Source organism: Cellulosimicrobium sp. KWT-B (assembly GCF_002127155.1).
In the GTDB taxonomy this organism is placed as follows: domain Bacteria; phylum Actinomycetota; class Actinomycetes; order Actinomycetales; family Cellulomonadaceae; genus Cellulosimicrobium; species Cellulosimicrobium funkei.
In genome coordinates, this window is record NZ_NEDO01000007.1 from 1 (window position 1) to 25,097 (window position 25,097).

At 74.4% G+C, this 25,097-nt stretch carries 21 protein-coding genes and 2 tRNA genes; 10 read left to right on the forward strand and 13 right to left on the reverse strand.

The features are described 5' to 3' along the window. The 6 genes from clpX to B9L22_RS18035 all read right to left on the reverse strand — a co-directional run. Window positions 1-859, reverse strand: an 859-nt coding sequence (clpX, locus tag B9L22_RS18010; RefSeq protein ID WP_143317376.1) for an ATP-dependent Clp protease ATP-binding subunit ClpX, incomplete at its 3' end; no start/stop codon positions are given. Window positions 860-1,061: 202 nt separating this feature from the next. Further along, window positions 1,062-1,778, reverse strand: a complete 717-nt coding sequence (locus B9L22_RS18015) for an ATP-dependent Clp protease proteolytic subunit (RefSeq protein WP_021482022.1) — start codon at window positions 1,776-1,778, stop codon at window positions 1,062-1,064. 37 nt (window positions 1,779-1,815) lie between these two features. Next, a complete protein-coding gene (locus tag B9L22_RS18020; RefSeq protein WP_044144211.1) occupies window positions 1,816-2,463 on the reverse strand; it encodes an ATP-dependent Clp protease proteolytic subunit in 648 nt (215 codons plus the stop codon). A gap of 242 nt (window positions 2,464-2,705) precedes the next feature. Next, the gene (gene tig / locus B9L22_RS18025; RefSeq protein ID WP_086151402.1) at window positions 2,706-4,115 is read right to left on the reverse strand and encodes a trigger factor; all 1,410 of its coding nucleotides are present in this window, start codon (window positions 4,113-4,115) and stop codon (window positions 2,706-2,708) included. Between the two features lie 95 nt (window positions 4,116-4,210). Then, entirely contained in the window at window positions 4,211-5,215 is a 1,005-nt protein-coding gene (locus tag B9L22_RS18030) for a DMT family transporter (protein WP_086151403.1), read from the reverse strand. An 85-nt stretch (window positions 5,216-5,300) separates the two neighbouring features. Then, window positions 5,301-5,374: transfer RNA gene (locus tag B9L22_RS18035), tRNA-Pro, on the reverse strand. Between the two features lie 188 nt (window positions 5,375-5,562). Here B9L22_RS18035 and B9L22_RS18040 point away from each other — a divergent pair. The 4 genes from B9L22_RS18040 (at window position 5,563) to B9L22_RS18055 (ending at window position 8,885) form a co-directional block, all read left to right on the forward strand. Beyond that, a tRNA-Gly gene (locus B9L22_RS18040) sits at window positions 5,563-5,633 on the forward strand. Between the two features lie 455 nt (window positions 5,634-6,088). Further along, on the forward strand, window positions 6,089-7,024 hold the full coding sequence (cysK, locus tag B9L22_RS18045) for a cysteine synthase A (RefSeq protein WP_021482934.1): 936 nt from the start codon (window positions 6,089-6,091) through the stop codon (window positions 7,022-7,024). A gap of 1 nt (window position 7,025) precedes the next feature. After that, entirely contained in the window at window positions 7,026-7,655 is a 630-nt protein-coding gene (gene epsC / locus B9L22_RS18050) for a serine O-acetyltransferase EpsC (RefSeq protein WP_051028395.1), read from the forward strand. A 180-nt stretch (window positions 7,656-7,835) separates the two neighbouring features. Beyond that, complete coding sequence (locus tag B9L22_RS18055) at window positions 7,836-8,885, forward strand: LLM class F420-dependent oxidoreductase (RefSeq protein WP_086151404.1); 1,050 nt, start codon at window positions 7,836-7,838, stop codon at window positions 8,883-8,885. 19 nt (window positions 8,886-8,904) lie between these two features. Here B9L22_RS18055 and B9L22_RS18060 read toward each other — a convergent pair whose 3' ends face one another. Next, window positions 8,905-9,294: an MGMT family protein gene (locus B9L22_RS18060; protein ID WP_086151405.1), complete on the reverse strand. Its 390-nt coding sequence runs from the start codon at window positions 9,292-9,294 to the stop codon at window positions 8,905-8,907. A 67-nt stretch (window positions 9,295-9,361) separates the two neighbouring features. Between B9L22_RS18060 and eis the strand changes: the two genes are divergently transcribed. Continuing rightward, window positions 9,362-10,702: an enhanced intracellular survival protein Eis gene (gene eis / locus B9L22_RS18065; RefSeq protein WP_086151406.1), complete on the forward strand. Its 1,341-nt coding sequence runs from the start codon at window positions 9,362-9,364 to the stop codon at window positions 10,700-10,702. Window positions 10,703-10,739: 37 nt separating this feature from the next. Here eis and B9L22_RS18070 read toward each other — a convergent pair whose 3' ends face one another. After that, on the reverse strand, window positions 10,740-11,750 hold the full coding sequence (locus B9L22_RS18070; protein WP_086151407.1) for an Fpg/Nei family DNA glycosylase: 1,011 nt from the start codon (window positions 11,748-11,750) through the stop codon (window positions 10,740-10,742). Between the two features lies 1 nt (window position 11,751). Next, window positions 11,752-12,213 carry a ribose-5-phosphate isomerase gene (locus B9L22_RS18075; protein ID WP_086151408.1) on the reverse strand — a complete coding sequence of 154 codons (462 nt, stop codon included), beginning with the start codon at window positions 12,211-12,213 and terminating at the stop codon, window positions 11,752-11,754. Window positions 12,214-12,273: 60 nt separating this feature from the next. On the opposite strand from B9L22_RS18075, the gene B9L22_RS18080 reads away from it, so the two are divergent. Further along, the gene (locus tag B9L22_RS18080) at window positions 12,274-14,328 is read left to right on the forward strand and encodes a M13 family metallopeptidase (protein WP_086151409.1); all 2,055 of its coding nucleotides are present in this window, start codon (window positions 12,274-12,276) and stop codon (window positions 14,326-14,328) included. Window positions 14,329-14,397: 69 nt separating this feature from the next. On the opposite strand, the gene B9L22_RS18085 is transcribed toward B9L22_RS18080, so the two are convergent. Further along, entirely contained in the window at window positions 14,398-15,342 is a 945-nt protein-coding gene (locus B9L22_RS18085; RefSeq protein ID WP_086151410.1) for a hypothetical protein, read from the reverse strand. On the opposite strand from B9L22_RS18085, the gene B9L22_RS18090 reads away from it, so the two are divergent. Continuing rightward, window positions 15,329-15,673 (forward strand): hypothetical protein, encoded by a 345-nt coding sequence (locus tag B9L22_RS18090; RefSeq protein WP_086151411.1) that lies wholly within the window; start codon window positions 15,329-15,331, stop codon window positions 15,671-15,673. The genes B9L22_RS18085 and B9L22_RS18090 overlap by 14 nt on opposite strands. 119 nt (window positions 15,674-15,792) lie before the next feature. On the opposite strand, the gene B9L22_RS18095 is transcribed toward B9L22_RS18090, so the two are convergent. Continuing rightward, window positions 15,793-16,437 carry a DsbA family protein gene (locus B9L22_RS18095; protein ID WP_369824871.1) on the reverse strand — a complete coding sequence of 215 codons (645 nt, stop codon included), beginning with the start codon at window positions 16,435-16,437 and terminating at the stop codon, window positions 15,793-15,795. 207 nt (window positions 16,438-16,644) lie between these two features. Between B9L22_RS18095 and pepN the strand changes: the two genes are divergently transcribed. Further along, window positions 16,645-19,224, forward strand: a complete 2,580-nt coding sequence (pepN, locus tag B9L22_RS18100) for an aminopeptidase N (protein WP_086151412.1) — start codon at window positions 16,645-16,647, stop codon at window positions 19,222-19,224. A 169-nt stretch (window positions 19,225-19,393) separates the two neighbouring features. Here pepN and malQ read toward each other — a convergent pair whose 3' ends face one another. Further along, on the reverse strand, window positions 19,394-21,571 hold the full coding sequence (malQ, locus tag B9L22_RS18105) for a 4-alpha-glucanotransferase (RefSeq protein WP_086151413.1): 2,178 nt from the start codon (window positions 21,569-21,571) through the stop codon (window positions 19,394-19,396). A 90-nt stretch (window positions 21,572-21,661) separates the two neighbouring features. On the opposite strand from malQ, the gene B9L22_RS18110 reads away from it, so the two are divergent. Then, window positions 21,662-22,804, forward strand: coding sequence for a mechanosensitive ion channel family protein (locus tag B9L22_RS18110; RefSeq protein WP_086151514.1), 1,143 nt, complete (start codon window positions 21,662-21,664; stop codon window positions 22,802-22,804). A 68-nt stretch (window positions 22,805-22,872) separates the two neighbouring features. Here B9L22_RS18110 and B9L22_RS18115 read toward each other — a convergent pair whose 3' ends face one another. After that, window positions 22,873-23,154: a glucose PTS transporter subunit EIIB gene (locus B9L22_RS18115; RefSeq protein ID WP_255181276.1), complete on the reverse strand. Its 282-nt coding sequence runs from the start codon at window positions 23,152-23,154 to the stop codon at window positions 22,873-22,875. A 208-nt stretch (window positions 23,155-23,362) separates the two neighbouring features. Between B9L22_RS18115 and ptsP the strand changes: the two genes are divergently transcribed. After that, window positions 23,363-25,066, forward strand: a complete 1,704-nt coding sequence (gene ptsP / locus B9L22_RS18120) for a phosphoenolpyruvate--protein phosphotransferase (RefSeq protein WP_086151414.1) — start codon at window positions 23,363-23,365, stop codon at window positions 25,064-25,066. Window positions 25,067-25,097 lie beyond the last annotated feature (31 nt).

Sequence of the window (25,097 nt, forward strand, 5' to 3'; positions counted from 1 at the left end):
ACAGGTCCTCCCCCGCACCCGTCTCGATCGGCGCACCAAACCCCACACCCCGCTTGCGCGCCCGCGCCGCCACGATGTCGTCCAACCCCGCAAAAGCCCCCGCCACGATGAACAGCACGTTCGAGGTGTCCACCTGGATGAACTCCTGGTGCGGATGCTTACGACCACCCTGCGGCGGCACCGACGCCGACGTGCCCTCGATGATCTTCAACAACGCCTGCTGCACACCCTCACCCGACACGTCCCGCGTGATCGAGGGGTTCTCCGCCTTCCGCGCCACCTTGTCGATCTCATCGATGTAGATGATGCCCGTCTCCGCCTTCTTCACGTCGAAGTCCGCCGCCTGCACCAGCTTCAACAGAATGTTCTCCACGTCCTCACCGACATACCCCGCCTCGGTGAGCGCCGTCGCGTCCGCGATCGCAAAAGGCACGTTCAACATCCGCGCCAACGTCTGCGCCAGATACGTCTTGCCCGTCCCCGTCGGACCGATCAACAAGATGTTCGACTTCGCCAGCTCCACGTAGTCCGCGTCGTCCGGGTTCGAGGGCTTGGCCTGCTCGCCCGCCTGCACGCGCTTGTAGTGGTTGTAGACGGCGACGGCCAGGGCCCGCTTCGCGGCGTCCTGGCCGATGACGTACTGCTCGAGGAACTCGAAGATCTCCTTGGGCTTGGGCAGCTCCGTGAGACCGAGCTCCGTCGCCTCGGCGAGCTCCTCCTCGATGATCTCGTTGCAGAGGTCGATGCACTCGTCGCAGATGTACACGCCGGGGCCCGCGATGAGCTTCTTGACCTGCTTCTGCGACTTGCCGCAGAACGAGCACTTCAGCAGGTCGGCACCGTCTGAGATACGAGCCACTACGCGTCTCCTTGTCCCGGTGACCGGTCCTCCGCCCGTCGGGTTCGACGGCGCGGGGCCCGGGCACGGCCGAGCGGGTCCTGCTCCCCATTCCACACCACGGGGCCCCCGTTGTCAGGTGGGCTCTCCGCACGGGGCGCAACGTGTCGCGCCGCCGACCCCGGCGGGGACGGCGGCGCGGCGCGTGGTCAGGCGGACCGGGTCACGGCTTGTTGACCGCGACGGCCTTGCGGCTCTCGAGGACCTGGTCCACGAGGCCGTACTCCTTCGCCTGCTCGGCGGTGAGGATCTTGTCGCGCTCGATGTCCTGGCGGACCTGCTCGACCGACTTGCCCGAGTGCAGCGCGAGGGTGTCCTCGAGCCACTCGCGCATGCGGATGAGCTCGTTCGCGTGGATCTCGATGTCGGACGCCTGCGCGTAGCCGCCACCCTCCATCGCGGGCTGGTGGATGAGCACGCGCGCGTTGGGGAGCGCGAGCCGCTTGCCCGGCTGGCCCGCGGCGAGCAGCACGGCCGCGGCGGAGGCCGCCTGGCCGAGGCAGACCGTCTGGATCTGGGGCTTGATGTACTGCATCGTGTCGTAGAGCGCGGTCATCGCGGTGAACGACCCGCCCGGCGAGTTGATGTAGAGGATGACGTCGCGGTCCGGGTCCTGGCTCTCGAGCACGAGGAGCTGGGCCATGACGTCGTCGGCGGACGCGTCGTCGACCTGGACGCCCAGGAAGATGATGCGGTCCTCGAACAGCTTGGTGTAGGGGTCCTGGCGCTTGAAGCCGTAGGCCGTCCGCTCCTCGAACTGCGGGAGCACGTAGCGGGCGGACGGCGCACCGCCCGGCAGGGCGATGCCGCCGGGGCGGGCCGCGGGGCCGGCGAGGCGCTGGGCGGTGGACAGGTACTGGGACTCGGCGCTGAAGCTCACGGGTTCTCCTCGGTGAAGTCTGGTGTCCGGTGCGGGGTCAGGAACCCGTGGTGCCGCCGCCGCCGGTCACGGACGACGCGTTGGTGACGACGTGGTCGATGAAGCCGTACTCCAGCGCCTCCTGCGCGGTGAACCAGCTGTCCCGGTCGTTGTCCTTGAGGATCTGCTCGAGCGGCTTGCCGGTCTGCTCGGCCGTGAGCTCGGAGAGCACCTGCTTCATGTGCATGATGAGCTGCGCGTTGATGCGCACGTCGGTCGCCGTGCCGCCGATGCCGCCGGACGGCTGGTGCATCATGACGCGCGCGTGCGGCGTCGCGTACCGCTTGCCCTTGGTGCCGGACGACAGCAGGAACTGCCCCATCGACGCCGCCATGCCCATGGCGATCGTCGCGACGTCGGGCTGGATGTACTGCATCGTGTCGTAGATCGCCATGCCGGCCGTGATCGAGCCGCCGGGCGAGTTGATGTAGAGCCAGATGTCCTTGTCCGGGTCCTCCGCGGCGAGCAGCATCATCTGGGCGCAGATGGCGTTCGCGTTCTCGTCGCGCACCTCCGAGCCGAGCCAGATGATGCGCTCCTTGAGGAGCCGGTTGTAGATGGAGTCGTTGAGTCCGAGGCCCGGACCCTCGGCGCGGTTCACCGGGGCCGTCGCGTCGGACGGCAGGTACAGCTCGTTCACATCCATCTCCTTCGTCGCTCCCGCGGGTCGCCCCCGCCTGCGCTGCCCTGGCCGGCCGGGACGGCGTCCCGGTCCAGCCGTGCTGCAGTGACCCTAACGCGGTCCGTGCCCGCCGTTCGTCCCGGCAGGCCGCGTTTTCGCTGACGGCGCACCAGGCACCACGCCCCTCCCCGACGACGACGGCCCGCACCCTCGCGCGGAGGGTGCGGGCCGTCGTGGGGACCGTCCGGCCGGGGGCCGGCGACGCGTCAGGCCTTCGTCGCGTCCTTCTCGTCGTCCTCGACCGGGGCGTCGGCGGCGGGGGCGGCCGAGTCGTCCACGAGCGCCTCCTGGACCGGCTCGCCCGCGACGTCCTCGAGGGACTCGTCCGCGGCGGCGTCCTCGTCGTCCGAGCCGATGAACTCGGTCAGGTCGACGACGTTGCCGGCGGTGTCCTTGACCTCGATCTGGCGCAGCGCGACGGCGAGCGACTTGGAGCGCGCGACCTCGCCGACCATCGCGGGGATCTGCCCGCCCTGGTCGAGCGACTGGATGAACTGGTTCGGGTCCATCCCGTACTGGCGCGAGGCGCTCACGAGGTACTCGAGGAGCTCGTTCTGCGCGACCTTGATCTCGAGCTGCTCGGCGAGGGTGTCGAGCAGGATCTGGTTGCGCAGGGCGTCCGTCGCCTCGACCGTGACCTCGGCGCGGTGCGTGTCGTCCTCCAGACGGCCCTCGGACTCGAGGTGGCGGTGCACCTCGGCCTCGACGGCGCCCGCGGGGACGGGGATCTCGACGGCGTCGTTGAGCGCCTTGAGGAGCTCGTCGCGCGCGGCGACGGCCTGGTTCGACGTCTTGATGCTCGCGACCTGCTCGCGCAGGTCTGCGGTGAGCTCCTCGAGCGTGTCGAACTCGGAGGCGAGCTGGGCGAAGTCGTCGTCGGCCTCGGGGAGGTCGCGCTGCTTTACGGAGGTGGCGGTGACGGTGACCGCGGCCTCCTTGCCCTCGTGCTCGCCGCCGGCCAGCGGCGCGTTGAACGTGGTCGTCTCCTCGGCCGACAGGCCGGTGAGCGCCTCGTCCAGGCCCTCGAGCATGTTGCCCGAGCCGATCTGGTAGCTCACGCCGGAGACGGAGTCGACCTCCTCGCCGTCGATCTCGGCCTTCAGGTCGAGCACGACGAAGTCGCCCTCGGCCGCGGGGCGGTCGACGCCGACGAGGGTGCCGAAGCGCTCGCGCAGCGCGTCGAGGCGCTCGGTGACGTCCTCGTCCGTGACCTCGGCGGGCTCGACGGTGATCGCGAGCGAGTCGAGCGCGGGCAGCGTGATCTCGGGGCGGACCTCGACCTCGGCGGTGAAGACCAGCTGGCCCTCGCCGGCCTTCGCCGGGATCTCGGTGACCTCGACCTCGGGCTGGCCGAGGGGGCGCAGGTTCTCCTCGCTCGCGGCCTGGCGGTAGAAGCCGGAGAGCGCGTCGTTGACGGCGTGCTCGATCACGGCGCCCCAGCCGACGCGCTGGTCGATGACGCGGGGCGGGACCTTGCCCTTGCGGAAGCCGGGGATGTTCACCTGCTCCGCGATGTGCTTGTAGGCGTGGTCGATGCTCGGCTTGAGCTCGTCGTACTCCACCTCGACGGTCAGCTTGACCTTGGTGGGGTCCAGGGTCTCGACGGCGCTCTTCACTTCGATGATCTCCAACTGATCGGGGCGGGCCGCAGGCGGCCGGGGACGGCACCGCACGCGGGCGTACGGGCAACCGTCCCATCGTACGCGAGCGGTCAAGCGCGCCCGACGCGCGGACCCGACCTCGATCCTGACCCCGGACCCGACCTCGATCCGGGCCGGGGTCGCGGCCTCGGCACGACGAGCAGCACCGCGAGCGCGACGACCGCGGTCGCGACGACGGTCGGCCACCGCAGCCCCACGACGCCGAGCACGTCGAGCAGGACCGCCATGACCATCTGGCCCCCGACGACGGTCAGCGTCAGGACGAACGTGCCGAGGTGGCGCACGGCGAACGCGGCCGCGACGGTGACGACCGTCCCGAGCGGCCCGCCCAGGTAGAGCCACCACTGCGGGGGCAGCACGACGCCGTCGAGCACGCCGAACGGGACGCCGAGCGCGCACACGAGCGTGATCCCGGCGAGCCCGCCCGTGACCGAGGTGAGGGTCGCCACGAAAGGGTCGCCCGTGAGCTGCGTGACGCGGCCGTTGCCCGCCTGCTGCCCGCACAGCACCGCGCCGCCCACGAAGAGCGCCGCACCCGCCGCGACGACCGCCCACCCGGGACCGCCCGCGCTGCTCCCGAGCACCGCGATGCCCAGACCGGCGAGCGCCGCGAGGCCGGCGCCCGCACGACGCGGCGTGAGCCGCAGCGGCGCGGGCAGCCCGACGCCCCGCGCGTCGAGCGCGAGCCCGGCGACAGTCTGGCCGGCCACGGAGCAGACGGACGCGACCGCGACGCCGACGAGAGGGATCCCGGCGGCCATCGCGACGACGATCGGCACGCTGCACAGCCCGACGGCGAACCACCACCACGAGGCGGACGAGCGCACGACGGCGACCGTGGACCGGACGCGGCGGCGGGCGACCACCACGAGCACGGTCGCGAGGAGGGTGCCCACGTAGGAGAGCCACGCGGCGAGGACGGGCCCCGTGCCCGCGGCACCGAGGTCGCCGTTGAGGCGTCCCTGGAGCGAGAGGACCGCACCGCTGCCCGCGGCGACGAGCGCGGCGAGGGTCACGCGGGCTGCCGGACCGGCGGTCGCGGAGGACGGGGTCAACGGGCACCTCCCCGGGGACGGGACCGCCAGGGCGGCCCGGACGTCGACGACGTCCCGCGGCGCCCCGCAGGGCGCCGCGCGAAGGTCGGGGTGACAGGATTTGAACCTGCGACCTTCCGCTCCCAAAGCGGACGCGCTACCAACCTGCGCCACACCCCGTCGTCCGCCACGGCGGGCGGACCAGGGGCAAGTGTACTGGCGGGACGGTGCGCGACCGACGGGCCGCCGCGTGGGGGACGCCGCGGCGCGGGCGGCCCGCCGACGTTTGCTAGGGTGGCGGCCGCAGGTCGGTGGCACGCCGTCCCGGGCGGCCGCACAGGTCGACCGCCGGGCGAGCCGAGGCCCGCGCGGGCGTAGCTCAATGGTAGAGCCCCAGTCTTCCAAACTGGCTACGCGGGTTCGATTCCCGTCGCCCGCTCCGTTCGTCCCACGACCCCACGGGCGCCCCGCCTCCCCGGCGAGGCGCCCGTCGTCGTTCCCGGGCGCCGCGGACGGCGTTGCAGGGCCGCGCCGCGGACCGATAGCCTCGGGGCACGCGCGCCGTCGGCCCGCCCGGAGCTCCGGGCGACTCCCCCGGCGCGACCGACCAGGAGGAGCGAGGAATGACCGCGACGACCGCGCGTCCTGCATCGCTGCACCGCGCCGCGCCGCGCACCTCCTGTTGTCGCTGTCTCGGCTGCCGCTGACGACGGCCGTCCCCGCGTGCCCCCCGGCACGCCCGCGCACGCCCCTCGTCCCGCCCGAGCCCGTCCCGTCGCCCGCGCGCGCCCGCGCCGCCCCCGCGAGACGCTGGACCCCGGCCACCGGGCGCGCCCCGCTCCCCATCGGTACCCCCACCCGGCTCACCCCGAGCCGTCGACAGAAGAGGAAGACATGGCACGCATCTACGACGACGTCACGCAGCTCGTCGGCAACACCCCGCTGGTCCGGCTCAACAAGCTCACCGAGGGCCTCGGCGCCACCGTGGTGGGCAAGCTCGAGTTCTACAACCCCGCCAACTCGGTCAAGGACCGCATCGGCGTCGCGATCATCGACGCCGCCGAGGCGTCCGGCGAGCTGAAGCCGGGCGGGACGATCGTCGAGGCGACGTCCGGCAACACCGGTATCGCGCTCGCGATGGTGGGTGCGGCGCGCGGGTACGACGTCGTGCTGACGATGCCGGAGACGATGTCGAAGGAGCGCCGCGCGCTGCTGCGCGCGTTCGGTGCCGAGCTCATCCTCACGCCGGGCTCCGAGGGCATGAAGGGCGCGGTCAGTCGCGCGGACGAGATCGTCGCCGAGCGCGAGGGCGCGATCCTCGCCCGCCAGTTCGCGAACGAGGCGAACCCGGAGATCCACCGCCGCACGACGGCCGAGGAGATCTGGGCCGACACCGACGGCGCGGTCGACATCGTCGTCGCGGGCATCGGCACGGGCGGCACCATCACGGGCGTCGGCCAGGTGCTCAAGGAGCGCAAGCCCGGCGTGCAGATCGTCGCCGTCGAGCCGGAGGAGTCGGCCATCCTCAACGGCGGCCAGCCCGGCCCGCACAAGATCCAGGGCATCGGCGCGAACTTCGTGCCCGAGATCCTCGACACCTCGGTCTACGACGAGGTCATCGACGTCAACGCCGAGACCGCTGTCGAGTACGCACGCCGCGCCGCCAAGGAGGAGGGCCTGCTCGTCGGGATCTCGTCGGGCGCCGCGATCGCGGCCGCGCTGCAGCTCGCCGCGCGTCCCGAGAACGCGGGCAAGCTCATCGTGACGATCATCCCGTCGTTCGGCGAGCGCTACCTGTCCTCCGTCCTCTACGCCGACCTGCTGGACTGACGTGACCGACCCCCACCCCCGCGCACGGACGGCCGGCCACCGGCTGCGCCGGTTCGTGCGCGTGCTCGGCGAGGACCTCGAGGCGGCCCGACGGCGGGACCCCGCCGCGCGCAGCCGCCTCGAGGTCGCTCTCGCGTACCCCGGCGTGCACGCCGTGTGGGCCTACCGGCTCGCGCACCGCATGTGGCGCGAGCCGCTGCTGCGCCTGCCGGCGCGGCTCGTGTCGCAGGCGGCGCGCGCGCTCACCGGCGTGGAGATCCACCCCGGGGCGCGCATCGGCCGACGGCTGTTCATCGACCACGGGATGGGCGTCGTCGTGGGCGAGACGGCCGTGGTCGGCGACGACGTCGTGCTGTTCCACACGTCGACGCTCGGCGGGCGCTCGATGAAGCGGGGCAAGCGGCACCCCACGCTCGGCGACCGGGTCGTCGTCGGCGCCGGGGCGAAGATCCTCGGCCCGGTGTGGGTCGGCGACGACGTCCAGGTCGGGGCCAACGCCGTCGTCGTCAAGGACGTGCCCGCGGGCGCGGTCGCCGTCGGCGTGCCGGCCACCGTCCGGATGCCGGCGGGCGCGCCCGCCGCGCGGGAGGCCGTCGAGGACCCGTCGCTCCTCATCGAGTACGTCATCTGACGAGGACGCCGAGTGCGACCTCGGATCGGCTAGTGTGGTCGTGGGCGGTACCTGAGACCGCGCGTACCGGATACCCCCTGCCCGGTGCGCCCTCGGGTACCGCCCGCTCACCGCCGGCCGCAGCCGCCCGTCCGTGGCAGCCGGTCCCGGCACCACGACCCTCGACGAGGAGGAGCGCGCATGCGCCTCGGCATCCACACCGGCTACTGGTCCGCCGGTCCCCCCGACGGCATCCAGGACGCGATCGTGGCGGCCGACCGCCTCGGCGTCGACTCGGTCTGGACCGCGGAGGCCTACGGCTCCGACGCGTTCACGCCGCTGGCGTGGTGGGGCTCGCGCACGACCCGCATCCGCCTCGGGACCGCCGTCGCGCAGGTCTCCGCGCGCACCCCGACCGCGACGGCGATGGCCGCGCTGACGATGGACCACCTCTCGGGCGGCCGGTTCGTCCTCGGCCTCGGCGTCTCCGGGCCCCAGGTGGTCGAGGGCTGGTACGGCCAGCCGTACGCGAGGCCGCTCGCACGGACCCGCGAGTACGTGCAGGTCGTGCGCGACGTCCTGCGCCGGGAGGCGCCCGTGACGTCGTCCGGCCCGCACTACCCCCTCCCCCTGCCCGACGGCGTCGGGACGGGGCTGGGCAAGCCGCTGCGCTCGACCGTCCACCCGCTGCGCGCCGACCTCCCGATCCACCTGGCGGCCGAGGGGCCGAAGAACATCGCGCTCGCCGCCGAGATCGCGGACGGGTGGCTCCCGCTGTTCTACTCGCCGCGCATGGACGCGACGTTCCGCGAGCTCCTCGCGGACGGCTTCGCGCGCCGCGCGCCCGAGCGCTCGCCCGAGTCCGCGTTCGAGGTGAGCGCGACCGTCCCCGTCGTCGTGCGCGAGCACGTCGAGCAGGCCGCGGACCAGGTGCGCCCGTTCCTCGCGCTGTACGTCGGCGGGATGGGCGCCAAGGGGGCGAACTTCCACCGCGACGCGCTCGACCGCCTCGGGTACGCCGAGGCGTGCGACGAGATCCAGGCGCACTACCTCGCGGGCCGCAAGGACCTCGCGGCCGCCGCCGTCCCGACGGCGATGGTCGAGGACGTCGCGCTGGTCGGTCCGCCCGAGAAGATCGCGCGCGACCTCGCGGCGTGGCGCGAGACGGCGGTGACGACGCTCCTCGTCCAGGGCGACGCGACGGCCGTGCAGACGCTCGCCCCGCTCCTCGCGGCCCCGACCCCGGGCTGACCGGCCCGGCGCCGCGCGGTCAGCCGTCCGCGCCGGGGAACCACACGGCCCGGCGCAGGTCCACGCGACGCCCGTCTCGCGACAGCGGGCACCCCTCGGCGCGGAGCTCCGCGAGCGCCGCGTCGAGGTGGTGCGCGGGCGGCGACCCCGCCGCGTTGACGATCCGCCACCACGGCACCGGGGCGCCGTCGTCGTCCACCCCGGACGACCCGGCGAGCACCTGCCCGACCTGGCGCGGGCCGCCCCGCCCCAGCGACTCCCCGACGATCTCCGCGACGAGCCCGTAGGTCATGGCCCGTGCGGGCGGGACGCGCCGCACGAGGTCGAGCACCGCGGTCGCGTACTCCTGGGCGAGCGCGCGCGGGTCGGCGCGGTCGTCGTCGCCGCGTCCGGGGGTGCGTCGTGCCATGGCGCCCGACCCTAGCCGTCGCGAATGTCCTGGCGCGAGCACGGCCCGGGACAGGAGGATCGGGGGCATGAGCGACCACCGACCCGCACGCCTCCCCGACGGCTACGAGCTCGTCCCCCTCACGTCCGCCGACCTGCGCGACGTGCTCGACCTCGACACCACCACGTTCCCCTCGCCCGTCGAGGTCGACGAGCTCGTCGACCTCCCGTTTCCGCTCACGTGGGAGCGCGCGCTCGGCGTAACCGTGGAGCACGAGGACGTGGACGCGCCGCCCGTCGACGGCGCGCGCCCCGTGCGGCGCGAGCTCGTGGGGATGCACGCGTCGTACCCGTTCACGCGCTTCCCGGTCCCCGGGGCGACCGCGCCGGTCGCGGGCCTCACCTGGGTGGGCGTCCACCCCGCGCACCGGCGGCGCGGCATCCTCAGCGCGATGATCGACACGCACCTCGCCCGGTGCCGCGAGCGGGGTGAGCCGGTCTCGGCGCTCTTCGCGGCGGAGGCCGCGATCTACGGCCGGTTCGGGTACGGCAAGGCCGCCGACGACGTGCGCCTCACCGTCCCACGCGGCGTCGCGCTGCGCGACGTCCCGGGCGCGGAGCGGCACACCGTCCGCATCGAGCGCGCGGACCGCGCGCGGCACGGCGAGCTCGTCGCGACGATCCACGAGCGCGCGGGCGCCGACCCGACGGGCCAGGGCGCCGGTATCAACCGTCCGGGGTGGGCGACGCGCGAGACCCCCGAGCTCCAGGCGACGTTCTGGGACGACGCCAAGGTCTGGCGCAAGGACCGCGAGCCCACGCGCATCGCCATCGTCGAGCTCGACGGCGAGCCGCGCGGGTACGCGCGCTTCCACCGCAAGCTCTCCTGGGAGGCGACGGGCCCGCGCGGCCCGGTGAGCACGGGCGAGGTCGTCGCGCTCGACGCCGCGGCCGCCCGCGCGCTGTGGGGCGTGCTCACCGACCTCGACCTCACGCACGAGGTGACGCCCTTCATGCTGCCGGTGGACGACGTCGTCACGAGCCTGCTCGTGGACCCGCGCTCCGCGTCGCCTCGCCTCGCGGACAACCTCTGGGTGCGGGTCGTGGACGTGCCCGGCGCGCTCGCCGCGCGCCGGTACGCGGCGGACGTCGACGTCGTGCTGCACGTGACCGACGAGCGCCTGCCCGACAACGCGGGGCGCTGGCGGCTGCGGGCGGAGGCCTTCGGCCCGGCGACGGCCGAGCGGACCGACGACGCGGCGGACGTCTCCCTCGACGTGCGCGAGCTCGGCGCCGCCTACCTCGGCGGGACGTCGCTCGCGGCCCTCGGCGCGGCAGGTCTCGTCACCGAGCACTCCCCCGGCGCGCTCGCGCGCACGAGCGCGGCCCTCGGCTGGCCCGTCGCCCCGGTGTGCAGCTGGGTGTTCTGACCGGTCGGGCGCACCCGGGTCCCGGGTGCGCCCGCCGTCACGTCTGGCAGACGCCGCACCAGAAGAGGTTGCGACCCGCGAGCTCCTTGAGGAGCACCGGCGTGCCGCACACCCGGCACGGCAGCCCGTCGCGGTGGTACACGTAGAACGCCTCGTCCGCGGGCACGGCGCCGGGAGCGACGTCCGTGTTCTGCCGCACGCGCCGCCGCCCGGTCGCCGCCTCGTCGGGGGCCTCCCCCGCGCCGTCGTCGCGGTGCTCGGGGCGCGTCGTGACGATCGCGCCCGTGCGCGCGCCGTCGTGCATGAGCACGACGAGGTCGTCCCACAGGCTCCGCAGGTCCTCCGCGGGCACGTCGCGACCGGGGCGCATCGGGTCGAGCCCGGCCCGGAACAGCGCCTCTGCGCGATAGATGTTCCCCACGCCCGCGACGACGTCCTGGTTCATGAGGAGCAGCCCGACGGGGCTGCGCGAGCGCCGCACCGCGGCGACGAACGCGTCGCGCGGGTCGGGCTCGCCGGGGCCCGGGTCGCGGATCGGGTCCGGCCCGAGCCGGTCCTCGACCGCGCGCTTCTCGTCGTCCGTGACGACCTCGCACGCCGTCGGGCCGGTGAGGTCCGCGACCGCGTGCGCGCCGACGAGCCGGACGCGCACGGCGCCGCGCGGCGGCGGGGGCGACCAGGCGTCGTCGGGCCCTTGCGACGCCGTGTCCCCCGGGCCCGCCGGGACGGTCTCGCGCTCGCCGATCCGGCGCCGCGGCGCGCCGATCGCGTGCACGACGGCGGTGCTGCCGTCGCCCGCGAACGTCCACGCTCCGTAGAGGCCGAGGTGCACACGGAGCCAGCGGACGTCGTCGGACGCGCCGCCCGGCTCCGCGAAGCCGAGGAACATCTGCTTGCCCCACGCCTCGCTCGCGACGAACACGCGGCCGTCGAGCAGGGCGGCTCCCGCGGCGAACCGGCCCTGCGGGCTGCTCACCGCGAGCGGCTCGCCCGTGAACAGCTCGCCGAAGGCGCGCGCGAGGCGGTGGACGGTGTGGCCCTCGGGCACGTCAGGCCGAGGTGCCGCGCGCCGCCTCGTACGCCGCGAGCTGGTCGATGCGGCGCTGGTGGCGCGGGTCGCCGCTGAACGGCTCCGCGAGGAACGCGTCGACGAGCGCGACCGCCTCGTCCACCGAGTGCTGGCGCGCGCCCACCGCGACCACGTTCGCGTCGTTGTGCTGGCGCCCGAGGCGCGCGGTCTCCAGGTTCCAGGCGAGCGCCGCGCGCACGCCGACGACCTTGTTCGCCGCGATCTGCTCGCCGTTGCCCGAGCCACCGATGACGACGCCCAGCGAGCCGGGCTCCGCCGCCACCGCCTCGCCCGCCGCGAAGCAGAACGACGGGTAGTCGTCCTGCGCGTCGTAGGTGTGGGCACCGTGGTCGACGACGTCGTGGCCCGCCGCCCCCAGGTGCTCGACGAGATGGGTCTTGAGCTCGTAGCCGGCGTGGTCCGCGGCGAGGTGAACGCGCATGGGCTCATCATGCCCCAGCGGGCCCCCTCGCCGCCGGGGTGAGGCCGTAGCCTGAGACGCATGACACAGACCTCCCCGACGTCCACGCCTCCGTCCTCGTCCGGCCCGGCCGACGCGGCGCGCTCCGGCATCGACCTCGACGCGCTGGACCCCGCGGTCCGCCCGCAGGACGACCTGTACCGCCACGTCAACGGCCGCTGGCTCGCGACGCACGAGATCCCCGCCGACCGCGCGATGGACGGCGCGTTCCGGGCGCTCTACGACCAGGCCGAGGTGCACGTCCGCGAGATCATCACGGACCTCGGGGAGCAGGTCGCGGCAGGCGGGGCGGACGTCGGGCCGGACGCGGCGAAGGTCGGGGCCCTCTACGCGAGCTTCATGGACACCGAGCGGATCGAGGCGCTCGGCACCACGCCGCTGCAGCCCGACCTCGCGCTCATCGCGTCCGCCACGACGCAGGCCGAGCTCACCGGGGCGCTCGGCGCCCTCCAGCGCACGGGCGGCGCGGGCGCCGTCGGCTTCTGGGTCGACAACGACGCGAAGGACCCCGAGCGGTACGTCGCCTACCTCTACCAGTCCGGGCTCGGCCTGCCGGACGAGGCGTACTACCGCGAGGACCAGTACGCCCCCGTCCGCGAGAAGTACGTGCCGCACGTCGCGCGCATGCTCGCGCTGGCGGGCGTCACGTCCGAGACGTGGGGCGCGACGCCCGAGGACGCCGCCGAGCGGATCATGGCGCTCGAGACGAGGCTCGCCGCGAAGCACTGGGACGTCGTGCGCGACCGCGACGCCGACCTCACGTACAACCCGCGGACGCTCGCCGCGCTCGTCGAGGAGGCCCCCGGGTTCGACTGGCGCGCCTGGGTCCTCGCGCTCGGCGCGCCGCAGGGCTCGCTCGACGACGTCGTGGTCCGCGAGCCGGACTTCGCGGCCGGGTTCGCCGAGCTCTGGGCGAGCGAGCCGCTCGAGGACTGGAAGCTGTGGATGGTGTACCACCTCGTCACCGCCCGGGCGCCCTACCTCTCCGAGGACCTCGTCGAGGCGAACTTCGACTTCTACGGGCGCACCCTGTCGGGCGCGCAGGAGGTCCGCGAGCGCTGGAAGCGCGCCGTCTCCGTCGTCGAGGGCGCGCTCGGCGAGGCCGTCGGCGCGCAGTACGTCGCGCGGCACTTCCCGCCCGCGCACAAGGCGCGCATGGAGGAGCTCGTCGCCTCCCTCGTGGCCGCCTACCGCGAGTCGATCACGACGCTCGACTGGATGACGGACGAGACGAAGGAGAAGGCGCTCGCCAAGCTCGAGGCCTTCACGCCGAAGATCGGCTACCCCGTGCGGTGGCGCGACTACTCGGCGCTCGTCGTCGACGCGCACGACCTCGTGGGCAACGTGCGCCGCGCCCACGCGTTCGAGCAGGACCGCGAGCTCGGCAAGATCGGGCGCCCGCTCGACCGCGACGAGTGGTTCATGACACCGCAGACGGTCAACGCCTACTACAACCCGGGCATGAACGAGATCGTCTTCCCCGCCGCGATCCTGCAGCCCCCGTTCTTCGACCCCGAGGCCGACGACGCCGTGAACTACGGCGGCATCGGCGCGGTGATCGGCCACGAGATCGGTCACGGCTTCGACGACCAGGGCTCCAAGTACGACGGCGCGGGCCGCCTCGAGGACTGGTGGACGGCGCGCGACCGCGAGGAGTTCGAGAAGCGCACGACGGCGCTCGTCGCCCAGTACGACGCGTACCGCCCCGCCCAGCTCGGCGAGGACGGCCCGCACGTCAACGGCGCGCTGACCATCGGTGAGAACATCGGCGACCTCGGCGGCCTGTCGATCGCGCTCAAGGCCTACCGCATCGCGCTCGGCCGTCCGCTGGACGAGGCGCCCGTCGTCGACGGGCTCACGGGCATCGAGCGCGTGTTCCTCGGCTGGGCCCAGGTGTGGCAGTCGAAGGGCCGGGACGAGGAGGTCGTGCGCCGCATCGCGACGGACCCGCACTCGCCCAACGAGTTCCGCTGCAACGGGGTCGTGCGCAACGTGGACGAGTTCTACGACGCCTACGACGTGCAGCCGGGCGACGCGCTCTACCTCGCCCCCGAGGAGCGCGTGCGCATCTGGTGACCCCGGACGCACGAAGGGCCCGCGGCGGGTCGTCCCGCCGCGGGCCCTCCTGCGTGGTGGTCGGGCCGGTCAGAGCGTCCGGATGCCCGCGCGCGCGATCGTGAAGCCCTTGCCCGTGGCGTCGTCGCGGCACGTCATGCCGGTCTCGGCGCTGTCGCACGTGAAGGGGCCGACCGTCTTGGAGGTGCCGTAGTCGAGGATCGCGGTGTCCCCCGGCGCGGGCTGCGGCTGCTCGGCCGCGGGCACGCACGGCTGGTCGACGCTGCCGTCGGCGTCCAGGACGACCTTGTAGCCGACCGTGCCGTCGCACCCGTCGACCGGGGCGGGCTGCGTGCCGAGCTGGGCGATCACGCACGTCGCGCTGACGTCGGTCACCTCGCACGTGATGTTCCGCGACTCCGACGCGAACGTCTCGGACACCGTGGGCTCGGCCGGCGCCGGCTCCTCGGCGCCGTCCGTGGCGGTCGCCGCCGGGGACGTCGACGCCCCGCCGAGCGGTTCCTCGTCGCCTCCGCCGAGCAGCGAGATCGCGAAGACGATCGCCCCGAGGACGAGCAGCGCGTCGACGACGATGAACGCGATCCACCCCGCGCCCAGCCGGTTCGAGCCGCGACCGCCGCCGTCCCCGCCGCGCCCGTCGCGCCGGCCGGCCGACGGGCCGGACGGGGCGCCCGTCCCTCCCGACGAGACTCGCGGGGCGGCGGCGGCCGGGGCCGCCGAGGCCGGCGGGTGGTAGGCGGGCTGCTGCACGGGCGGCGTGGCGGCCGCGTAGGCGGGCTGGGCGGTCGGCTCGTACGCCGCGGTCGCGCCCGCGTACGGACCGGCCGCAGCGTGACCGGCGGCCGTGTCACCCGGCGCGTAGCCGGGACGGCCCGCGGCAGTCCCGACCGGGGCCGCGACGCCGAACCCGTTCTGCTCGGTCGCGTAGCGCACGCGCTGCGGCGGGACCGGCGACGGCGAGGGCGCCGGGACCGCGGGCTGCGCCGCCGTCGGGAGCTGGGTGATCGGCGTCACGTGCTGGACCGTCGTCGCCTGGAAGGACGCCGCCGACGCGACGACGGTCGGCTGGCCGTCCGCGGGCGTCGCGCGCGGCGCCTGGGCCGTCGGGCCGCTCGTCGGGGCGAACGAGGGCGGACCCGAGGTCGCGTGCGCGGGCACGGGGGCGAACGCCGTGGTCGGCTGGGCGTCGTCACGACCGACCGCGGCCCCCGGGACGCCGCCGGGGGGCGGCGGCGGCGGTGGCACGGGTGCGTTCGGGGACATGCTCGGCTCCTCGCGGGCTTCCTCGGCGGACTCGCCCGGCGCGACCGGGCGGCGGGCGCTCCTGGAACCGCCCGCGAACTGACGAAGCATGGCACGAGCCACCCGCACCGGTCGAACCCCGGGAGCCCCACGACGCCCTCGGCCCCGGGGTCTGCACGACGTCCGCACGGCGTCCGCACGACGCCGGCGCCGTGCCCGACGTCAGTCGAAGACCGGGCCCTGCGTGCGCGTGCGCTTGAGCTCGAAGAAGCCCGGCGTGCTCGCGACCAGGACGCACCCGTCCCACAGCCGCCCGGCGGCCTCGCCCTTCGGCGCGGGCGTCACCACGGGGCCGAAGAACGCCGTCCCGCCGAACGCGACGACGGGCGTCCCGACGTCCTCGCCCACGCGGCCGATGCCCTCGGCGTGCGACGCGCGCAGCTGCTCGTCGTAGGCGTCGGAACCCGCGGCGTCGGCGAGCGACGCGGGCAGGCCCACCTCCGCGAGCGCCTCGAGCAGCACCGCGTCGTAGTCCGTGCGGCCGCCCGGGTGCAGGCGCGTCCCGATCGCGTCGTAGAGGGGCTTGACGACGTCCTCGCCGTGCTCGACGCGCGCGGCGGTGACCACGCGCACCGGGCCCCACGCCTTCGCCATGAGCTCGCGGTACTCCTCCGGCAGGTCGCGGCCCTCGTTGAGCACCGCGAGGCTCATCACGTGCCAGCGGACGGTGACGTCGCGCACCTGCTCGACCTCGCCCATCCAGCGGCTCGTCATCCACGCCCACGGGCACACGGGGTCGAACCAGAAGTCGGCGACGCGCAGGTCGTCCTCGGTCGCGGTGGGGTCGGTCGTCGCGGTGAGCGTCACGGGGCGGTCTCCTTCGTCGTCGGGCGCGCCCGGGGTCCGGGTCGCCGGGGCGCGGCGGCCGGGCCGACGGCGTCCCCACCCCGTTCCGACACCGCGCGACCGCAGCGTATTCCCGGGAGCGGGCGCGGGCACGCGTGGGATGATCGTCCGTGGCCCACAGGCCGCCGTCGAGGCCGACCGGCCCGACCACGAGACCGAGGAGATGCAGTGCCCGGAGAGAACCTCACCCGCGCCGAGGCGAGCGAGCGCGCGGCGATCGTCGACGTCCAGTCCTACGAGGTCGACCTCGACCTCACGACGGGGGCGACGACGTTCGCGTCGACGACCGTGGTGCGGTTCACCGCGACCGAGGGCGCGAGCACGTTCGTCGACCTGGTCGCGCCGACCGTGCGCGAGGTCGTGCTCAACGGCCGTGCGCTCGACCCGGCGCAGGTGTTCGCCGACTCGCGCATCGCGCTCGACGGCCTCGCGGCCGACAACGAGCTGCGCGTCGTCGCCGACTGCGCGTACACCAACACGGGCGAGGGCCTGCACCGGTTCGTCGACCCGGTCGACGGCGAGGTCTACCTCTACACGCAGTTCGAGGTCCCGGACTCGCGGCGCGTGTTCGCCGTCTTCGAGCAGCCCGACCTCAAGGCGACGTTCGCGTTCACGGTCAACGCACCCGCGGCGTGGGAGGTCGTGAGCAACCAGCCGACGCCCGCGCCCGAGGCGCTCGGCACGAAGGCCGACCCGACCGGCACCGGCGCCGGCGACGTCGAGGTCGCGCGCTGGGCGTTCGAGCCGACGCCGCGCATCTCGTCGTACATCACCGCGCTCGTCGCGGGGCCGTACGTCGTGGAGCGCAGCGAGCTCACGTCGTCCGACGGCCGCACGATCCCGCTCGGGGTCTTCTGCCGCGCGTCGCTCGCCGACCACATGGACGCCGACTACGTGTTCGACAAGACGCGCGAGGGCTTCGCGTTCTTCGAGTCCGCGTTCGAGCACCCGTACCCGTTCGACAAGTACGACCAGCTCTTCGTGCCCGAGTACAACATGGGCGCGATGGAGAACGCCGGGTGCGTGACGTTCACCGAGACGTACGTCTTCCGGTCCAAGGTCACCGACGCCGTCAAGGAGCGTCGCGTCGTGACGATCCTCCACGAGCTCGCGCACATGTGGTTCGGCGACCTCGTGACCATGAAGTGGTGGAACGACCTGTGGCTCAACGAGTCGTTCGCGGAGTACGCGTCGACGCTCGCGACCGCCGAGGCGACGGAGTGGCGCGAGGCGTGGACGACGTTCGCCGCGATGGAGAAGTCCTGGGCCTACCGCCAGGACCAGCTGCCCTCGACGCACCCCATCGTCGCGACGATCAACGACCTCGAGGACGTGTTCGTCAACTTCGACGGCATCACCTACGCCAAGGGCGCGTCGGTGCTCAAGCAGCTCGTCGCGTGGGTCGGCAAGGAGCAGTTCCTCGCCGGCGTCGCGGCGTACTTCCGCAAGCACGCGTGGGGCAACACCGAGCTGCGCGACCTGCTCGTCGAGCTCGAGGCCACGAGCGGCCGCGACCTCACCGAGTGGTCCGCGCTGTGGCTCGAGACCGCGGGCGTGAACACCCTGCGGCCCGAGTTCGACCTCGACGCCCACGGCCGTTTCACCACGTTCTCCGTGGTGCAGACGGCGGCGGCCGACCACCCGACGCTGCGCCCGCACCGGCTCGGGATCGGCTTCTACGACCTCGTTGACGGCGTGCTCACGCGCGTTCACCGCACCGAGGTCGACGTGGCCGGGCCGCGCACCGAGATCCCCGAGCTGCTCGGCCTCGACCGCCCGCAGCTCGTCCTGCTCAACGACGACGACCTCGCGTACGCGAAGATCCGCCTCGACCCCGCGTCGCTCCAGGTCGCGACCGACCACCTCGCGGACCTCGCCGACCCGCTCGCCCGCTCGCTCGTCTGGGGCTCCGCGTGGGACGCGACGCGCGACGGCGAGACGCCGGCGAGCGACTACGTGCGCCTCGTGCTGGGCAACATCGCCCGCGAGACCGAGTCGACGACGATCCGCACCACCCTCAACCAGCTCGCGCTCGCCGCGAAGACGTACGTGGCCCCGGAGCGCCGCGAGGAGACGCTCGCGCACGTCGGCGACGTGCTCTGGTCGCTCGCGCAGGACGCGGCCCCCGGCTCGGACCTGCAGTTCCAGCTCGTGAAGTTCTTCGCGCACCTCGCGTCGACGCCCGCGCACGGCGAGGCGCTGCGGTCGCTGCTCGACGGCTCCGCTGCCCTCGACGGGCTCGAGATCGACACCGACCTGCGCTGGGAGATCCTCGAGGGGCTCGTCCTGCTCGACCTCGCGGACGACGCCGAGATCGAGGCGACGCTCGACGCCGACTCGACCGCGACGGGTCAGCAGTCCGCCGCGCGGGCCCGCGCGACGGTGCCCACCGCCGCGGCGAAGCGCGCCGCGTTCGACCGCCTCGTCGGCTCGGACGACGCCCCCAACGCGATCGTCCGCGCCACCACGCTCGGGTTCCAGCACGTCAACGACCCCGAGTCGCTCGCGCCGCTCGTCGGCGCGTACTTCGACGCGCTGCTCCCCCTGTGGGACCAGCGGTCGTACCACATCGCCGAGGCGCTCGTCACGGGCCTCTACCCGGCCCCGCTCGCGAGCACGGTGCTGCGCGACGCGACCCAGGAGTGGCTCGACGCCAACGCCGACGCCGCCCCGGCGCTGCGCCGGCTCGTGGTGGAGAACCTCGCCGGCGTCGAGCGCGCCCTCGCGGCCCAGGCCGCCGACGCCTGACCCCTCGGTCAGCACCCCTCACGACCGCGCGCCGGGTCGCTCCGTCCGACGGAGCGGCCCGGCGCTCGTCGTCCCGCGCGGGTCCGCGACCAGGCGGTACCGGCGTCGCGAGCAGGTGGTCCCGGCGCGTGCGGCGAGCAGGACGGGCCGGGACGGCCTGCTCGGCCGGTCAGAGAGAGTCGTTCATCGCCTTGGCGAGCGAGCGCAGGCGGGCGGAGTCGAAGAGGTCCTCGAGCAGGACGAGGTTGCCCGACGAGTCGCCGAGCGGCACCTTCCAGTTCGGGTACTCCTGGTCCGTGCCCGGCTGGTTCTGCGAGCGGCGCTCCCCCACGGCGTCGGCCAGCGAGACGCCGAGCAGCACCGCCGGGGTGCTGCGGACGAGGCGGTGCAGAGCCTCGACGAGCTCGCGCTCGGACGGGTCCTCGCCCACGAGCGAGCGCTCGCGCAGGAACGCGATCATCGCGTCCCGCTCGGCGCGCGCGGCCCGCCGCACGTCGGCGACGTCCTCCGTGAGCACGCCCAGACGGTCCCGCAGCTCGACGTGCTCGCCCGCGAGGTACCCGGCCGTGGGCGGCAGGTCGTGCGTCGTGACGGTCGCGAGCGCGAGGCGCCGGTAGTCCTCCGGGGGCAGCGGGCGGCCGTCGTCGGTCTTCTCGAACCACAGGACGGACGTGCCGAGGACGCCGCGGTCCGCGAGGTAGTCACGGACCCAGGGCTCGAACACGCCGAGGTCCTCGCCGATGACCATCGCGCCCGCGCGGTGCGCCTCGAGGCACAGGATGCCGACGAGGGCCTCGTGGTCGTAGCGGACGTACGCGCCCGCGTCGGCACGCGCCCCGCCCGGGATCCACCACAGCCGGAACAGGCCGATGACGTGGTCGATCCGGATCGCGCCCGCGTGCCGCAGGACGGTGCGCAGCATGTCGCGGTACGGGGCGTACCCGGCCCGCGCGAGCGCCCGCGGGTGCCACGGCGGCTGGGACCAGTTCTGCCCCTGCTGGTTGTACATGTCCGGCGGCGCCCCGACGGACACCCCGGTGGCGAGCACGCCGCGGTGCGACCAGACGTCGGCGCCCCCGGGGTGCACGCCGACCGCGAGGTCGTGCATGATCCCCACCGACATCCCCGCCTCGCGCGCGGTGCGCTGCGCGACGCGGAGCTGCTCGTCGGCGACCCACTGGAGCCAGCAGTAGAACTCGACGCGGTCGGCGAGCTGCTCGCGCAGCGCCGCGACGGTCGGGCCGTTCGGGTCGGACGCGCCGGGCGGCCAGTCCCGGTCGCCGTAGTGGTCGGCGAGCGCGCACCACGTGGCGAAGTCCTCGAGCCCCTTGCCCTGCTCGGCGCGGAACGCGTCGAGCGACGCCTGGCGGGCGGTGGACCGGGGCGCGGTGAACACGACCTCCAGCGCCGCCTTCTTGGCCTCCCACGCGGCGTCGCGGTCGATGGGACCGGGGTCCGTGTCGAGGTCGCGCACCGGGTCGAACGCCCACTCGACCAGCGAGCGGTCGGCCGCGGACAGGTACCCCGTCTCGCGGATGTCCTCGACCCTGATGTACAGCGGGTTGACGAAGCGGCGGCTCGTCGGGAGGTAGGGCGAGGGCGTCATCGGCGTGCGCGGCTCGGCGGCGTGCAGCGGGTTGACGAGGACGAAGTCCGCGCCGGCCTCGTGCGCGGCGAGCCAGGCGAGGTCGGCGAGGTCGGCCAGGTCGCCGACGCCCCACGACGCGCGCGAGCGCACCGAGTACAGCTGGGCCATGAAGCCCCACGCGCGCCGTTCCGCGACGGCGGCGGGCAGCTCGAGCCGCTGCGGCGTCACGACGAGCGTCGCGCGCGCGTGGGCGCCGTCGCTCTCGGCGTGCAGGTCGTGCCACCCGAGGGGCAGGTCGGCCGGGATCTCGAACGTCGCGCGGCCGACGCGCCGGCCGTCGACGGTGCGCGGCTCGACGAACACGTCGAGCTGGCCGAGGTGGCGGCGCTCCCGGGGGGCGCGCGCGGCGTGGTGCCCGGCGACGCCGGAGCGGCCCTGCTCCGCCTCGAGCTCGACCCAGACGTCGACGGCGGCGCCGTCCTGCACGTGCACGGGGACCGGCACGGCGTCGCCCTGCCGCACGACGACGGTCGGGGGCAGCATCTGCCGCCACGCGTCGTCGCGCGAGTGCTCGAGGCTGACGGCCACCTTCTCCGGGGACGACGCGGGGACGCCGAGGGCCTCCAGCACGGCGACGAGGGTCGAGGCCCGGACCTGGCGGCGCGTCCCGTCGAAGTCCCAGAAGTCGGACGCGACGCCGTGGGCGTCGGCCAGCTGCACCAACGGCTCGGGCAGGTCCGTCTGCGGGGGTTCGCTCACGCCTGCATCCTGCCAGACCAGGGCCTTGCGAGCAGGACGATCGCCCGGCGTGCCCGGGGCGCTCTCATGTGCCCCGGGTACCCTGCCCGCATGTCCCTCCCCCTTCTCGCTCCTGCCGTGCGCGTGCCCGCGGAGGTCCCGGAAGAGCTGAGCAACGGCTTCGACCCGAGCAACCCCGACGACTGGTTCGAGTGGTTCGTCGGCCTCCCGCTGCGCGTGCTGCTCATCGTCGTGATCGGGGCGCTCGTCCTCGCGGTCGTGCGCCGGCTCATCCGTCGCGTCTCCGAGCACATCGCCGAGGGCACGCCCACGCTCCGCGGCAAGCGGCTCAAGGGCTTCGGCGGGTCCGAGGTCGGCACGGTGCTGCTGCGCGCGAACCCGCTCGCGAGCGCCCGCCGGGCCCAGCGGGCGCGGACCGTGGGCTCGGTGCTGCGCTCGACCGCGAACATCGTCATCGGGGCGACGATCGTGCTCATGGTCCTCACCGAGCTCGGCGTGAACATCGCGCCGTTCCTCGCGTCGGCCGGCATCGCGGGCGTCGCGCTGGGCTTCGGCGCGCAGAGCCTCGTGAAGGACTTCCTCTCGGGGACGTTCATGCTCCTCGAGGACCAGTACGGCGTCGGGGACACGGTCGACTTCGGCGAGGTCACGGGCACCGTCGAGGAGGTCGCGCTGCGCGTGACGAAGGTCCGCGACGGCAACGGCACGCTGTGGTTCGTCCGCAACGGCGAGATCCTGCGGACGGGCAACAAGACCCAGGAGTGGGGTCGCGCGGTGGTGGACGTGCGCGTCGCGTACTGGGCCGACGTCGAGGCCGTGCGCGCGGCGCTGCTCGCGGCCGCCGAGGAGGTCGGGAGCGACCCGGTGCTCGGCACGTACTTCCTCGAGCCGCCCGAGGTCACGGGCATCGAGGCCATGACGGCCGAGGCGCTGCAGCTCAAGGTGCAGGTGAAGACGCAGGCCGCGATGCAGTGGGAGGTGGCACGCGCGCTGCGCTCGCGCGTCCGGCAGGCGCTGTCCGACGCCCGCATCCCGCTGGCCGGGGCGCAGCAGGTGGTCGTCCTCGACCACTCCCCGTCGCTGCCCGACGACCGGGCCGACGACCGAACCGACGCGCGGCCCGACGACCGTCCCGACGACACGGGTGACCGGTCCGCGCAGGCGGCCCGCGAGAGGCGCGGCGCCGCCGCGGCGACCGTGGTGCAGGACGTGGCGGGCGGCCCGGCGTCCTGAGCCGCGCGGCGCCGTCGGGCACGACCGCGACGGCGCCGGTCCCTCCGTACGGAGGGACCCGGGGGGACTCAGCGCAGGCCGTCGAGCTCCGCGGCGAGGTTGTCGGCCTCCGGGCCGACGATGACCTGGACGACGCGGCCCGAGCGCACGACGCCGAACGCGCCCGTCGCCTTGAGGCGCGCCTCGTCGACGAGCTGCGGGTCCGTGACCTCGACGCGCAGGCGCGTGATGCACGGCTCGAGGTCGACCACGTTGCCCTGACCCCCGAGGGCGTCGAGGATGTTCTGTGCCTTCTGGTCCGAGGGGGTGCTCATCGAAAGTGTCTCCTGAGGCGAGTCGCGGGTGGGGATCCGCGCGGGGGATCCGGGGTGTCGGGGTGCCGAGCACCTGGGAACAGCCTAGTCTCCTGGCGAGGTTGTCACCGGATCGACGCGGCCCCGCAACGCCCCCGCAACAGGGACGTGCACGGCGGCCTGGCGGTCGGACCGTGACGGGCACGCGTGCGCACCGGCCCGGGCACCCGGGTCGCACGCCCGAGGCGGACGAGGAGCGAGGGTCGTGACGGGCGGAACCGAGGACGAGGCACGGCAGGTCATCACGGGCATCGGCGTGTGCCCCGGCACGGTCGTCGGGCCGGTGGTGCTCATGCCGGAGGCGATCGACGAGCCGGCGCCCGGGCTGCGCATGGGCCCGCGCGAGGACCACGAGGCACAGGCGCGGCGCGTCGACGCCGCGGCGGAGCAGGTCGCGGGCGACCTCCAGTGCGCCGCGGACGCCGCCGACGGCGACGCGCGCGACGTCCTCGAGGCGACGGCGGCGATGGCGGCCGACCCCACGCTCGCGGCCGACGCGCGGCGCCGCGTGCTCGACGAGCACCTCGTGCCCGAGCGCGCGGTGTGGGAGGCCGCGGAGGAGGTCGTGCGGCAGTTCACCGAGCTCGGCGGGTACTTCGCCGAGCGCGCCCGCGACGTCGCGGACGTCCGCGACCGGCTCGTCGCGGCCCTCACCGACCGTCCCGCGCCCGGCGTGCCCGAGCACACCGAGCCGTTCGTCCTCGTCGCGTACGACCTCGCGCCGTCGGCCACGGCCGCGCTCGACCCCGCGCGCGTGCTGGCGATCGTCACCGACGGCGCCGGGCCGACGTCGCACACCGCGATCGTCGCGAACGCCAAGGGCATCCCCGCGGTCGTCGCTGCCACGGGAGCGAGCGCGGCGCTCGCCCCGGAGGACGTCGTGCTGGTCGACGGCGCGGCCGGGACGGTCGTCGTGCACCCGTCGCCCGAGCAGGTGGCCGCGGCGCGGGCCCGCTCGCAGCAGGTGCGCACGTTCGACGGCACCGGCCGCACGCGCGACGGGCACCGCGTGCAGCTCCTCGCGAACGTCGGCGACCCGGCGGGCGCCGCGGCGGCGGCCGCGTCCGGCGCGGAGGGCGTCGGGCTGTTCCGCTCCGAGTTCTGCTTCCTCGACCGCGAGCAGCCGCCGACCGTCGAGGAGCAGGTCGCCGCCTACCGCACCGTCTTCCGCGAGTTCGGCGGGCGCAAGGTCGTGATCCGCACCCTCGACTCCGGCGCGGACAAGCCGTTGCACTTCCTCACGGTCGACGACGAGGAGAACCCGGCGCTCGGTGTGCGCGGGCTGCGCACCGCCGCGCGCTGGCCGGAGCTGCTCGAGCAGCAGCTCGACGCGATCGCGCAGGCCGCCGCGGCCGAGGAGGCCGAGGTGTGGGTCATGGCGCCCATGGTCTCGACCGTCGGGGAGACCGAGTGGTTCGTCGAGCGCTGCCGCGCGCACGGCCTCGACGTGGCGGGCGTCATGGTCGAGGTCCCGAGCGCGGCCCTGCTCTCCGGGCCGATCCTCGCGCGCGCGGCGTTCGCGTCGATCGGCACCAACGACCTCACGCAGTACACGATGGCCGCGGACCGCCTCCTCGGGTCGCTCGCGGAGCTGAGCGACCCGTGGCAGCCCGCCGTGCTCCGGCTCGTCGAGGCGACGTGCGCGGGCGGGGCCCAGCAGGGCCGGCCCGTGGGCGTGTGCGGCGAGGCGGCGTCCCAACCGGTGCTCGCCGTCGTGCTCGTCGGGCTCGGGGTGTCGTCGCTGTCCATGACGGCGCGCGCGATCCCGGACGTGGCGGCGCTCCTGCGCGAGGTCGACGTCCACGAGTGCCGACGGCTCGCGCGCCTCGCGGTCGAGGCGGAGAGCGCGGCCCAGGCGCGCGCCGTCGTGCGCGAGCACCTGCCGGTGCTCGCCGAGCTCGGGCTGTGACGTGCGCCCGGACCGCCCCGAGCGGCGGCTC

Coding starts and splice junctions, on each gene's coding strand:
- eis (WP_086151406.1), top strand. CDS start 9,362: ATGAGCGACCACCGACCCGCACGCCTCCCCGACGGCTACGAGCTCGTC.
- B9L22_RS18080 (WP_086151409.1), top strand. CDS start 12,274: ATGACACAGACCTCCCCGACGTCCACGCCTCCGTCCTCGTCCGGCCCG.
- B9L22_RS18110 (WP_086151514.1), top strand. CDS start 21,662: ATGTCCCTCCCCCTTCTCGCTCCTGCCGTGCGCGTGCCCGCGGAGGTC.
- cysK (WP_021482934.1), top strand. CDS start 6,089: ATGGCACGCATCTACGACGACGTCACGCAGCTCGTCGGCAACACCCCG.
- B9L22_RS18055 (WP_086151404.1), top strand. CDS start 7,836: ATGCGCCTCGGCATCCACACCGGCTACTGGTCCGCCGGTCCCCCCGAC.
- B9L22_RS18020 (WP_044144211.1), bottom strand. CDS start 2,463: ATGGATGTGAACGAGCTGTACCTGCCGTCCGACGCGACGGCCCCGGTG.
- B9L22_RS18060 (WP_086151405.1), bottom strand. CDS start 9,294: ATGGCACGACGCACCCCCGGACGCGGCGACGACGACCGCGCCGACCCG.
- B9L22_RS18075 (WP_086151408.1), bottom strand. CDS start 12,213: ATGCGCGTTCACCTCGCCGCGGACCACGCCGGCTACGAGCTCAAGACC.